The organism is Lysobacter solisilvae (assembly GCF_016613535.2).
Lineage (GTDB): Bacteria > Pseudomonadota > Gammaproteobacteria > Xanthomonadales > Xanthomonadaceae > Agrilutibacter > Agrilutibacter solisilvae.
In genome coordinates this window covers 2,243,155-2,255,156 of record NZ_CP071518.1, presented here as the reverse complement: position 1 = coordinate 2,255,156, position 12,002 = coordinate 2,243,155, and the positions used below count along the sequence as shown (strand labels likewise).

Here is a 12,002-nt window from a genome sequence, read left to right as displayed (position 1 = left end):
CCACAAGCACACGCGCCAAGGAGCGCGCCTACCGTGCCTGATCGCAAGCGGGCGGGCCTTGCGGCCCCACCATCGCCGCTTCACGATGGCCCATGCACCATGCCCACTCCCCCCGCACAGGAGTTGCCATGACCCGGATCCTCACTCTCGCCATGTTCGCGATGCTCACTGGCTGCGTCAGCGGTGTCGCCAGCGGCGGAATCGCGCCGGGTCAGGAGTTCAGCCTGGACGTAGGCCAACGCGCGGTGCTGCCCGACGCGTCCACGTTGCACTACGCGGGCATTTCCAACGATTCGCGTTGCCCGCCGAACGTCCAGTGCATCCGCGCCGGAGATGCCGACGTGCTGTTCGACCACATGCCCGCCGGCGGCAAGGCGCACCGTGTCGTGCTCAATACCGAACGCACGAAAAGCGCCGACGTCGGCCCATGGCAGCTGCAGCTGCTCGCGCTGCAGCCGGGTGAGCGCCCGCGCGTGACCCTGGTCCTGCAGGCTCCGTAGGCCAACGTGACCACGATCATCGCGCCGCGCATCCACGACCTGGGAGGCTTCCAGGTGCGCCGCGCGGTGCCCTCGGTGCAGGCGCGCTCGGTGGGGCCGTTCGTGTTCGTGGACCACTTCGGGCCCGTCACGTTCGAAGCGGGCCGCGGCGTGGACGTCCGCCCCCATCCGCACATCGGCCTGGCGACGGTGACGTTCCTGTGGGCCGGCCAGCAGACCCACCGCGATTCGCTGGGCAGCGTGCAGGAGATCACACCGGGCGACATCAACTGGATGACGGCCGGCCGCGGCATCGCGCATTCGGAACGCACGCCGCCGGGACTGCGCGAGCACCCGCATGCATTGCATGGGCTGCAGACCTGGGTCGCGCTGCCCCGCGCGCACGAGGAAGCCGCGCCCGCGTTCTTCCATCATCCTGCCGACACGCTTCCACAGCAGCGGCGCGAAGGCGCCTGGCTTCGCGTGCTGGCCGGTCGCGCGTACGGCGAGGAGTCGCCGGTGCAGGTGTTCGCTGGCACGCTCTACGTTGCGATCGACCTCGATCCCGATGCGAGCGTGCCGCTCGACGCGGGCCACGCCCAGCGCGCGCTCTACGTGCTGGAAGGCGACGCCCAGCTGGATGGACGCGACCTGCCGGCGCAGCACCTGGTACTGCTCGATGACGGCACGCGCCCGATCCTGCGCGCCCGGACGCCGGTGAAGGCGATGCTGCTGGGGGGCGAGCCCCTGGATGGGCCGCGCCACCTGTGGTGGAACTTCGTCTCCAGCGACCGCGAACGCATCGAGCATGCCAAGCAGGACTGGGAAGCGGGCCGGTTTGGCGCAGTGCCAGGAGAGACCGAATTCATCCCGCTGCCGGGAACCGACCCACCTGCGGTAAAAACGCCCACAAGTGATTGATTTTAAAGAGCTGCAGTTTCCCTGGAAACAGTTTCAACAGACACTATCGACAGGATTGGCAAACTGAATAGCGGTAATTTGTCAAGCCCCAGAAACGGCGCTATGTTCGGGACGAGCCGGAAGCTTCACCGGCTCTTAACGTCACAGGGGAAAATCCATGAACAAGTCGAACTGGATGCTGAGTCTGCTGTTGCTGCCGCTGGCCGGGACGGCCGCCGCCCAAAGCGCAGGAGCCTGCCCGTACCTGGACGCCTCCACCGGACTGACCTGGGAACACCGCGCCGGCCCGAACTTCGACTTCTGCCGCGCACTCAAGGCCGACGGCACCGAAGTGTTTGGCGTCTACATCTCGCCCCAGGCTCCCTTCAAGCCCAAGAACGCCAACCGCGCCGAACGCGTGAACATCGATGGCCGCGAGGTCATGTGGTATCGCGCCGAGATCGCCGGCACCAAGCTGCAGGCCCGCGAAGCGCTCGTGGACATGCCCGATGGACGCGTGGCGCACATCTCGGTGCAGGCCGCCAGCCCGGAAGCGCTCACGCAGTCACTGAAGTCGACCCAGTCTCTGAAGTTCGCCGGCACCCGGCTGAGCAGCAACTGAGGCATCGCGCGCGACCGGACGTCCGGTCGCCGACACGAACGCGGCGCGTGCCTCCGGGCCCGCGCCGTTTTCATTGAAGTCCCCGTCGCGCCGGGCGAATGGCGGGCCGGGACGACGCGGGCTCAATAGGACTGTTGAACGAACTGGTTCAAAACCGGCCTTCCTGGAAATCGACGAAGGCCTGCATCAGCTCCTGCCGCGTGTTCATCACGAAAGGTCCGTGGCGCGCCACCGGTTCGCGCAGCGGCCGTCCGGCCACGACGATCAGGCGCGCGGGCTCGAGCGCGGTGACCGAGAGCGCATCGCCGCCACCGAGCACCGCCAGTTCCTGCGCGCGCACGTCGCGGCCGTCCTCGCCCTCGCCCAGCCGCACGGCGCCCTCGTACACATAGGCGAAGGCGTTGTGGCCCGACGGCAGCAAGTGCGACCAGTCCCGCCCCGCGTCCAGCGACACGTCCAGGTAGAGCGGCTGCGTGGACGCCTGCACGATCGGTCCGCGCACGCCGTCCACTTCGCCGGCAATCACCTTGACGCTCACACCCGGTGCGGGCGCCACGACGGGGATGCCTGCGGCCGGAAACTCCTGGTAGCGCGGATCGGTCATCTTCTCGCGCGCGGGCAGGTTCACCCAGAGCTGGAAGCCACGCATCCGGCCTTCCTCCTGCTCGGGCATCTCCGAATGCACCAGGCCGCGGCCGGCCGTCATCCACTGCACGCTTCCTGGCGTCAGCAACCCCTCGTTGCCGTGGTTGTCGCGATGGCGCATGCGCCCGTCCAGCATGTAGGTGACCGTCTCGAAGCCCCGGTGAGGGTGTTCGGGAAATCCCGCCAGGTAGTCCTCCGGCCGATCGGTGCCGAATTCGTCCAGCAGCAGGAACGGATCCAAGTCGGGCAGCGACGGGCCACCGATCACACGCGTCAGGCGCACGCCCGCCCCATCGGACGTCGGCTGGCCGCGCAGGATCCGCTGGACGCGGGCGCGGGCATCGTGGGCAGAATTCATGGCGATCCTCCGTGTAGGAGCCCCCTTAGTGGGGATGAAGCCCGCACGCGCCCAGCGCGGCTGCGTCGAAGCATCGTTGCAGCGGCGTCGCCAATGCGGCGCCTCATCCCGTCCGACGGTAGACGAAGACCGTGGCCGGGGGCACGTTGCGCAGCACGAACTCGCCACGGCTGACCGTCAGTCCCAGTTCCCGCGTCACTTCGTCGGCCACCGGCGAGGTTGGGCCGTAAGTGAACTGTATGAAGACGCCGTCCGGCTTCAGGCAGGCCAGCGCTGCGGCGATGATCTCGCCCTGCAGCGATGGTGGCATGGTCAGCAGGCCCAGGCTGGACACGATGGCATCGGCCAGGCCGCGATCCAGGTAGCCGCTTCCCCGGGCCAGTTCGGGCAGCGAGTGGGCATCGCCCAGCACCACGTACACATCGGGGAAGCGCGCGTGCAGGTGCGCGTGCAGCTCTTCGTTGAGTTCCAGCACCAGCAACTGGCGGGCCTGGATGCCGGCCGCCAGCAAGGCTCGCGTGATCGCGCCGGTCCCGCCGCCCAGTTCGATCACCCGCGTGGTGTCGTCGGGCAGTTCCTCGATCATCGCGGCCGCCAGTTCGGCGCTGGATGGCGTGACCGAGGCCATGCGCAGCGGATTCTTGAGCCACTGCCAGAAGAACGTGAGCGCGCCGGCCCGGGGTCGCTTCATCGCATCACCTGCCCGTCAGAGGCGGCGCAGCTGCCAGCAACGATGGATGCGGGCATCGCGCGCGAAGTCAGGGGGGATGGTATCGGCGCTGATCTCAACGCAGCGTGCAAACTCCGCGATCGCCGTCTCGTCCAGCCGGAACCGGCGGAAGTTGTTGGAGAAATACAGCACGCCTTCGCGCGACAGCCGAGCCACCGCGGCGCGCAGCAGGTCCACGTGGCGCGCCTGCACGTCGAAATCCTGCGCCCGCTTCGAATTGGAGAACGTCGGCGGGTCACAGAAAACCAGGTCGTACTCGCCCGTGTCGCGCTGCAGCCATTCCATCGCGTCGGCCTGCGCCAGGCGATGACGGGTGCCGCCCATGCCGTTCTCGCGCAGGTTGTCTGCGCACCATTCCAGGTAGGTCGAGGACAGGTCGACCGTGGTCGTCTGCCGCGCGCCACCCACCGCGGCATGCACGGTGGCGGCCCCGGTATAGGCGAACAGGTTGAGGAAGCGCGCGTCCTGGGCCTCTTCCGCCAGCCGCAGGCGCAGCGGCCGGTGGTCGAGGAACAGCCCGGTGTCCAGGTAGTCGAACAGGTTCACGCGCAGCAGGACGTCGCCTTCGCGAACGGTGATGAATTCGCCGCGGGTGTCGAACTGCCCGTACTTGCTGCCACCCTTGCCGCGGCTGCGGGTCTTCAGCGCGATCCGCTCGCGCGGCACGGCGAAGACCTCGCGTGTGGCCGCGAGCAATTCGTTCAGCCGGCGCCGCTGCACATCCAGCGGAATCTCGGCCGGCGCGGCGTACTCCTGCACATGGAGGTACAGCCGCGGCGTGGGTTCGGCGGTCTCGTAGACGTCGATCGCCGCGGCGTATTCGGGGATGTCCGCATCGTAGGCGCGATAGCAGGTGACGCCCTCGCGCTCGCGCCAGGCCTTGAGCTTGCGCAGGTTGCGGCGCAGGCGGTTGGCCACCATCTGCGCGCCTTCGGCCAGCGCGGGGGCAGATTCGGTACGTTCCCGTTGCGGCGGCGCGATAGGGTCGACCTGGATCAGCGTGCATTCGATCGCGCCGTTGAACAACTGGTACTTCTTGCCGGCGCGCAGGCCGGTGGCGAAGGCCAGGTCGGCGTCGCCGCACAGCAGGCTCGCGCGCCAGGTCGGCAGAACCTCGCGCAGTCGCGTGCCCAGTGCGCGGTACAGCGCGGGGTCCGCCGCCAGCCGCGCGTCGTAAGGCGGATTGCAGGCGACCAGGCCGACGGCGGGCGCATCGGTCGGCGCCTCGAGCGCAGCCACGGAGACCACCTTCCACTCGATCGCTTCCGCGACGCCAGCCGCGGCAGCGTTCTCGCGGGCGGCGCGGATCGCGTGTGGGTCCAGGTCGCTGCCGTGGAAGGCCGGGCGCAATGCGGCGCGGCCCGCGGCCTCGCGCTGCAGCGCTTCGTTGCGCAGGACGTCCCAGCCCGCGGCATCGAATCCCCGCCACAGCGTCGGTGGAAAGCCTCCGAGCCGCATCAGGCCCGGCGCGACGTCGGCGGCCATCATCGCGCCTTCGATGACGAGCGTGCCGCTGCCGCACATCGGGTCGACCAGGGCGCCGCCGGCGGCATACACGCGCGGCCAGCCGCCGCGCAACAGCACGGCCGCGGCGAGGTTTTCCTTCAGCGGTGCCTCGCCCTGCAGGCGACGCCAGCCGCGCCGGTGCAGCGGACCGCCACCCAGGTCTACCGACAGCACCGCGCGCCCCTTGCGCACCACCAGGTTCAGGCGCAGGCCCGGTGATTCCACGTCGACATCCGGCCGCGTGCCGGTGGCCGCGCGCATGGTGTCGACCACGGCGTCCTTGACCCGCTGCGCGGCATAGCGCGCATGGGTGAGCGCCTCGCCGGACACGTGCGCATCCACCGCGATCGTGTCACCCGAGGCGAGATGCTCGGGCCAGCGGACCGCGGCGGCGCCTTCATACAGCGCCATCTCGTCCGCGCATTCGAACTCCGCCAGTGGCCACAGCACGCGGCTGGCCAGGCGAGACCACAGGACGGCGCGCTGCGCGTCGGCCATCGTGCCTTCGACGTTGACGCCAGCCATGGTCGCCGTCGCGCGGCTGCAGCCGAGGGCGAGCAGTTCCTCGGCCAGCAGGTATTCCAGGCCCTTTCCGCAACTGGCGAAAAACTTCACAGTGACTCCAGCAATTGGGCGAACGCCTGCGCGCTCGCATCGACGTGCGCCGACAGCCGGTGGCTGTCGTCCACCATCAGCAGGCGCGAGCGGCGCGCGGCGGCCCACTCCACCACCTGCGCGGCGGGGATGAGTTCATCGTCCCAGCCATGCACCAGGCTGGTGGGAACGCTGGCCGCCTGCAGCGGGTGCGAGGGGTCGAGCGAGATCGGCGGCGCCATCAGGAACAGGCCGGCGACAGGCACCTGCATCGACACGTGTCCGGCGATCCAGGCACCCAGGCTGGAGCCGGCCAGCACCAGCGGACCGCGCGCGGCGGCGTCCTGCGCCAGGGCCAGCAAGCGCGCCACGCGTGCGGCGACGTCACCCAGGCCGCTGACGTCGCGCTTTGCGTCCAGGTCGGTGAAGTCCGGTCGCTCGTGGGTCCAGCCGTGCCGCTGCGCGGCCTGCGCCAGCGCAGTCACCTTGGTGGCGTCCGGGCCGCTCTCGAAGCCGTGGCACAGGATGCAATGTCCAACCATTCTCAGGAATTCCGTGATGTGGAGCGCGCCGGGCGAAGAGGCCGCTCCGGAGATCTCAGGCCAGTGCCAGTACCGGGTCGCCTACACGCAGGCAACCACCTTCCAGGATCCGCGCGCACAGCCCGCCGTGCCCGCGCATCGCGTTGTAACCGCCGGGACCGAGCGCGGCTTCCATGCGCGAACAGGGGTCGCAGCTGTCGGTGCCTTCCAGCACGACATCGCCGATGCGGAAGCGCCGTCCCTTGAGTGCAACCAGCGGCAGCCCGGAGACAACCAGATTGCGGCGCAGCAGTGCCGGCTCGACCGCGGCATGGCCGGACAACGCCGCAATGACGGGCAGATGCTCGGCCTGGATCAGGGTGACGCCACGCTTGCCGCTGCCGCCGGTGTAGCGGTCACCCGCCAGTCCGCGGCCTGCCGTCGCCTGCACGCTGTCCACCATCCGCATGGCGGCCTCGCGACGCGGCCGCAGCCCGATCCACTCCACGCGGCCCGTCTGCGGCAGGGTCGCCATCAGCTTGCCGAGTTCGGAGTCGGGAGGAGGCAGGGCCATGACGGCTCCGGAAAAACGCAGGGTGAATGCTAGCATCCGGCCCATGCTGCCCGAGCTTCCGCCGCTTCCCGTCACGGTCGATCCGCTGCCCTACGAGGCCCGGCTGGATGCGCGCCCCCTGTCGCAGATCGACCTGGTCGTCATCCATTGCACCGAACTGCCCGATCTCGCGCAGGCGCGTGAATTCGGCGAACGTGAACTCTACGCATCGGGCACCGGCAACAGCGGGCACTACTACATCGACCGGGATGGCGCGGTGCTGCAGTACGTCGCCCCGCAACGCATCGCGCACCACGTCCGCGGCTACAACCCGCGTTCAGTGGGCATCGAACTGGTCAACACCGGCCGCTACCCGCGCTGGCACGATTCGCGCCACCAGGCGATGGACGAGCCCTACCCCGACGCCCAGATCGAAGCCCTGATCGCGCTGCTGCGGCGGCTGCGGGTGGAATTGCCGGCGCTGCGCCTGATCGCCGGCCACGAGGACCTGGATACCGACACCGCACCGGCCTCGGACGATCCGGGCGCCCTGGTGCCGCGCAAGCGGGACCCGGGACCCCGCTTCCCCTGGCCGCGGGTGCTGGCGGCGGTGGAACTGCAGCGGCTCGTCCCCGCGCGGACGGCGGAGCCCTGAGCCCGGGCGCCAAGGGCGCGCCCGTATACTTGCCGTCCTCGCACCACCGAATCGCCGCCCCATGACCTCTCCCGTTTCCGAGCTGATCGAACTGCTCTCGCTCGAACGGCTCGAAGACAACCTCTTCCGCGGCCAGAGCCGCGATATCGGCACCAAGTACGTCTTCGGCGGCCAGGTGCTTGGCCAGGCGCTCTCCGCGGCCCAGGCCACCCTCGACGAAGACGAGCCACGGGCGGCGCACTCGCTGCATGGTTACTTCCTGCGCGCGGGCAACATCGAGGCGCCCATCGTCTACATGGTCGACCGCACCCGCGACGGCGGCAGCTTCTCGGTGCGGCGCGTGACCGCCATCCAGCACGGCCAGCCGATCCTGTTCCTCGCGGCCTCCTTCCAGAAGGAAGAATCCGGCGCCGAACACCAGCTGTCGATGCCGGAAGTGCCGATGCCGGAGGACATCGATCCCTCGCCCGCGCTGGCGCCGGAGGTGCTGGCCACGCTGCCGACCAAGGTGCAGCGCTGGGTCTCGCGGCAGGGGCCGTTCGAATTTCGCCACGTGTATCCGCGCGACGAGCTCAATCCGCCAAAGCGCCCGCCCTTCCAGCAGGTGTGGTTCAAGCTGAGCGAGCCGGTCGGCGATGCGCCGGAACTGCATCGCGCGCTGCTGGCGTACGCCTCGGACTTCCAGCTGCTGGGCACCGCGACGTTCCCGCACGGCATCAGCTACTACCAGCCCAACGTGCAGATGGCCTCGCTCGACCACGCCATGTGGTTCCACCGGCCATTCCGGACCGACGACTGGCTGCTTTATTCCATCGACAGCCCCAGCGCGCAGCAGTCGCGCGGGCTGGCGCGCGGCATGGTGTACGACCGCCACGGCCGGCTGGTCGCCAGTACCGCCCAGGAAGGCCTCATCCGCGTCGTGCGCGACGCCAAGGGTTCGTGATCGGATGCGTCAGGTTTTCAGCAGTCTTCGCCTGGAGAACGTGGAGCGAGTGGCCCAGCTCCTCAAGGATGCGGGCCTGGAGGTGCGCATCACCGATGGCCGCTCCTACAAGGGCGCCATGCGCAGCCGGCACAGCTACGCCGACCAGAACGCCCCCAAGCCGGCGGTCTGGATCGTGCGGTCGGAAGACAAGGTGCGTGCGCGCGAGCTGCTGCGCGAACACGGCCTGATCGAATCCACCCGCCAGAGCGACAGCTTCATTCCGCTCAGCTTCCGCGACGACCCGGTCGAGGTGTCGAAGACGCCGGCACAGAAGCGCATGTTCCGCTTCAAGGTCGGACTGCTGGCCGCGATGGCCGTGATCATCGTGCTGGCGATGCTGCGCGGGTGCTACTCCCGCCAGCCCGACGCGAAGGTCGTGACGTCGGCCGCCGTACCCGTCCCGTCGACGGCGATCGCCGCCGGCGGCACACCCGAGGCGCTGGCCCAGGCGGTGTTCGCGCGTGAACTGACCCAGCGCAACATGGTGCTGTGCCTGACAGTGGATGGCCGCGATGCTTCGCCGGCGGTCATCCGCTGGGTGCGGCCGACCGGCCAGGGCGCGGTGCCCGGATCGGCCTGCCTGCGCGACTACGACCCTGCCCGCGGCAGCATCGAGAAGAAGACCGGCAAGCCGGCCCTGCTGGCCGCGGTGCACTCGTTCAAGTCGACGGGCGCCAACTCGGGCACGATCGAGTTCGAATCCTTCCACCACGGCGAGTTCGCCCACTACAAGACCCTGGAAGTGCGGCGCACGGGTGGGCGCTGGCAGGTGGTGAAGGTGCTGCGCCACGTGGCCTCGTTTGGCCTGTCGGGCTGAGCGCGCCCGCTGGAACCCCGGGGCGGCGCGCGCGCCCCGAGGGCGCGCCGGGACGTTTTTTGGTGCACCGCGCGCCGGAAGCGGTCACATCCGGCGCCGGCGCGCGTCCCGGTCTGCAAGCCCGACCTGCCCGCTGAGCGCGCCGACATGACCGCCCTGACCGTCGAAGACCTGATCCTGCGCGAACTGCCCGCCGCCACAAATGGCGACCCGCACGCCTACGGGCGGATCGTCGCCGCGAGCCAGAACACGGTGACCGCGGTGGCGCTGGCGATCACCCGCGACGTGGGTACCAGCGAGGACATCGCCCAGGAGGCGTTCCTCAATGCCTGGCAGAACCTGCAACGTCTGCAGAACCCCTCCAGCTTCCTGCCCTGGCTGCGGCAGATCACCCGCAACCTGGCCCACGACCACTTGCGCGGCGTGCAACGCCGTCCCCGCGCCGCCGATGACGCCGAGGCCGCGATCGAAGCCGCCGCGGATCCCCAGCCGGGCCCGGCCGACCGGATCATCGAGCACGAACAGCAGGCCGTGGCGGCCGACCTGATCTCGGCACTGCCCGACGAAAGCCGCGAGGTGCTGCTGCTGTATTACCGCGAAGGCCAGAGTTCGCAGCAGGTCGCGCACCTGCTGGGCCTGAGCGACGCCGCGGTGCGCAAGCGCCTCTCGCGTGCCCGTGGCAGCGTCCGCGAGGACCTGATGCGCCGCTTCGGCGAGTTCGCGCGCAACAGCGCGCCGTCGGCGGCGTTCGCCACGGTGGTCACCACCGCGCTGGGTTCGCTGAGCAAACCCGCATCGGCCGCCGGCATGGTCGCCGCGGGTTCGGGCGTGGCCGGTGCGACCTTGGGCAAGCTTTTCCTGGGCTTCACGGCCGGCCTGGGCGCGGGCATCGCCGGCGGCCTGGCCGGGCTCTATTTCTGCGCACGGCAGCTCCAGGCCTACGCCGATACCGATCTGGAGCGGACGGCGATCCGGCGCTGGGTCCGCCAGTACGCGTTCACGAGCGTCGCGCTCAGCTCCGCGATCATGGCTGCCGCGGTGCTGGCGCCGAGCTGGCAGTTGCTGTCCGCGCTCACGCTGGGTGCGCTGCCGGTGCTGAACTACCAGTTGCTCGTGCCCCTGCCCCGCATGATGAATCCGATGCGCGAACGCGACGCGCGGCGCCGGCCCGAAGGAGCGGGCCGCCGGGCGCTGGCCTACCGCCTGGTCTGGGGCGTCACCGGCGTGCTCATCACGAACATCGCGATGATCGGTGGGCTGGTGCTGCTGGTGCTGGGCTCCGGCCACATCCACGGCTGACCGGGCACAGGCAGGCTGCTGGCAGAATCCCGCCGCTGTCGACAACATTGGCGCGCCTGCGCGCTATGCTGCCCCCATGGGCAAGGACCCGGGCCAGTACACCGACGACTTCCGTCTGTTCCAGACCGCGGAGCATCCTTGCGGCTATTGGCCCGAGCGGGTCGCCCGCGACCTCGTCTTCGATCCCCGCGATCCACGCATGGGCCAGTGGTATCCGCTGGCGCTGGGGTGGGGGTTCCGGCGCTCGGGAGACATCGTCTACCGGCCGCATTGCAACAATTGCCGCGCCTGCACCGCGGTGCGCATTCCGGTCCACCGCTTCCGGCCCGACCGCAGCCAGCGCCGCTGCCTGGCGGCCAACGCCACCGTGGAAACGCGCGTCCTGCCGGCCGAGCGGACCGACGAGCAACTCGCGCTGTATCGCCGCTACCTGGCCGCGCGCCACGCGGGCGGCGGCATGGATACCCATGGCGCGACCGAGTTCGACCAGTTCCTGGTGGGCAGCTGGAGCCAGGGCCGCTTCATCGAACTGCGCGAGGACGGTCGACTGCTGGCGGTGGCTGTGACCGACCTGGTGGAAAACGCACTGTCAGCGGTCTACACCTTCTTCGAACCCGACCTGGTCGCACGCGGCCTGGGCACGCTGGCCATCCTGCGGCAGATCGAATGGGCGCGCAGCACCGAGCGCGCGCATCTCTACCTGGGCTACTGGATCGCCGGCCATCGCAAGATGGACTACAAGCGCCGCTTCAAGCCACTGGAAGGCTTCGACGGCCGCGAATGGCGGGAGCTGGAGTGAACTGCCCGGAGCGTCATCCAGGTTTCATGACCCGGTAACACCCCTCGCCTGAACTGTGCCGCGTCGCCGTCCACGGGCACGGCCTTCGCGAGCAACCTCCATGCGCCTCGACCTGATCCTCGCTGCCGCGGCACTGTGCCTGGCAACCACCTCCTGCGCCCCGGCGGAGAGCCGCACCGCCCACAACATCGAGGAGGCCACGATCGGGGTGGCGCAGTGCGACGATTACCTCGCGCGCATCAGCGCGTGCATCAGCCAGCTTCCGCCCGACCGCCGCGCTGCGCTCACCGCGCAGGCGCGCGAGACGTTCGCCACCTGGAAGCAGGCCGCCGCCCACCCCCAACACCGCCAGACGCTGCCGCAGTCCTGCACGGTCAGCCAGGCGTTGGCACGCGAGGAACTGGCCCCGCTGGGCTGCACCCTGTGACGTTGCCGGGGCGACACCGGCTGTCCTGAGCGACCCGTCGCTGCCAGCTGCTGGCGGCGGCGAAGCGCGTGTCCGGCAAGTATCAACGACAGACTCACACCGACCTGCGATC

General features: G+C 69.6%; 14 protein-coding genes. 9 read left to right on the top strand and 5 right to left on the bottom strand.

Annotated features, from left to right (window positions below):
- Positions 1–128: 128 nt before the first annotated feature.
- From I8J32_RS10030 to I8J32_RS10020, 3 genes are all read left to right on the top strand, one after another.
- A complete protein-coding gene (locus tag I8J32_RS10030; RefSeq protein ID WP_200611648.1) occupies positions 129–500 on the top strand; it encodes a hypothetical protein in 372 nt (123 codons plus the stop codon).
- A 6-nt stretch (positions 501–506) separates the two neighbouring features.
- Positions 507–1,400 (top strand): pirin family protein, encoded by an 894-nt coding sequence (locus I8J32_RS10025; RefSeq protein ID WP_200611639.1) that lies wholly within the window; start codon positions 507–509, stop codon positions 1,398–1,400.
- Between the two features lie 157 nt (positions 1,401–1,557).
- Positions 1,558–2,001 carry a P-loop NTPase family protein gene (locus tag I8J32_RS10020; RefSeq protein WP_200611637.1) on the top strand — a complete coding sequence of 148 codons (444 nt, stop codon included), beginning with the start codon at positions 1,558–1,560 and terminating at the stop codon, positions 1,999–2,001.
- A 148-nt stretch (positions 2,002–2,149) separates the two neighbouring features.
- Here the strand turns inward: I8J32_RS10020 and I8J32_RS10015 are convergent, their stop codons facing one another.
- The 5 genes from I8J32_RS10015 to I8J32_RS09995 all read right to left on the bottom strand — a co-directional run bounded on the left by I8J32_RS10015 (position 2,150) and on the right by I8J32_RS09995 (position 6,929).
- Positions 2,150–3,004: a pirin family protein gene (locus tag I8J32_RS10015; RefSeq protein WP_200611634.1), complete on the bottom strand. Its 855-nt coding sequence runs from the start codon at positions 3,002–3,004 to the stop codon at positions 2,150–2,152.
- 103 nt (positions 3,005–3,107) lie between these two features.
- Positions 3,108–3,695 (bottom strand): class I SAM-dependent methyltransferase, encoded by a 588-nt coding sequence (locus I8J32_RS10010; protein WP_200611632.1) that lies wholly within the window; start codon positions 3,693–3,695, stop codon positions 3,108–3,110.
- Between the two features lie 15 nt (positions 3,696–3,710).
- Complete coding sequence (gene rlmKL / locus I8J32_RS10005) at positions 3,711–5,855, bottom strand: bifunctional 23S rRNA (guanine(2069)-N(7))-methyltransferase RlmK/23S rRNA (guanine(2445)-N(2))-methyltransferase RlmL (RefSeq protein ID WP_200611630.1); 2,145 nt, start codon at positions 5,853–5,855, stop codon at positions 3,711–3,713.
- Complete coding sequence (locus I8J32_RS10000) at positions 5,852–6,376, bottom strand: alpha/beta family hydrolase (RefSeq protein ID WP_200611628.1); 525 nt, start codon at positions 6,374–6,376, stop codon at positions 5,852–5,854. The genes rlmKL and I8J32_RS10000 overlap by 4 nt, the downstream gene beginning before the upstream one ends.
- Before the next feature lie 55 nt (positions 6,377–6,431).
- Entirely contained in the window at positions 6,432–6,929 is a 498-nt protein-coding gene (locus I8J32_RS09995) for an MOSC domain-containing protein (protein ID WP_200611626.1), read from the bottom strand.
- A 43-nt stretch (positions 6,930–6,972) separates the two neighbouring features.
- Here I8J32_RS09995 and I8J32_RS09990 point away from each other — a divergent pair, with 43 nt between their 5' ends.
- From I8J32_RS09990 to I8J32_RS09965, 6 genes are all read left to right on the top strand, one after another.
- Positions 6,973–7,563: an N-acetylmuramoyl-L-alanine amidase gene (locus tag I8J32_RS09990; RefSeq protein ID WP_200611624.1), complete on the top strand. Its 591-nt coding sequence runs from the start codon at positions 6,973–6,975 to the stop codon at positions 7,561–7,563.
- Positions 7,564–7,624: 61 nt separating this feature from the next.
- A complete protein-coding gene (locus I8J32_RS09985) occupies positions 7,625–8,506 on the top strand; it encodes an acyl-CoA thioesterase (RefSeq protein ID WP_200611622.1) in 882 nt (293 codons plus the stop codon).
- A gap of 4 nt (positions 8,507–8,510) precedes the next feature.
- Positions 8,511–9,365 (top strand): hypothetical protein, encoded by an 855-nt coding sequence (locus I8J32_RS09980; protein ID WP_207526543.1) that lies wholly within the window; start codon positions 8,511–8,513, stop codon positions 9,363–9,365.
- A 147-nt stretch (positions 9,366–9,512) separates the two neighbouring features.
- On the top strand, positions 9,513–10,664 hold the full coding sequence (locus I8J32_RS09975) for an RNA polymerase sigma factor (RefSeq protein WP_200611616.1): 1,152 nt from the start codon (positions 9,513–9,515) through the stop codon (positions 10,662–10,664).
- Between the two features lie 76 nt (positions 10,665–10,740).
- On the top strand, positions 10,741–11,463 hold the full coding sequence (locus I8J32_RS09970) for an arginyltransferase (RefSeq protein WP_200611613.1): 723 nt from the start codon (positions 10,741–10,743) through the stop codon (positions 11,461–11,463).
- A 100-nt stretch (positions 11,464–11,563) separates the two neighbouring features.
- Positions 11,564–11,890, top strand: coding sequence for a hypothetical protein (locus I8J32_RS09965; protein ID WP_200611610.1), 327 nt, complete (start codon positions 11,564–11,566; stop codon positions 11,888–11,890).
- Positions 11,891–12,002: the final 112 nt, after the last annotated feature.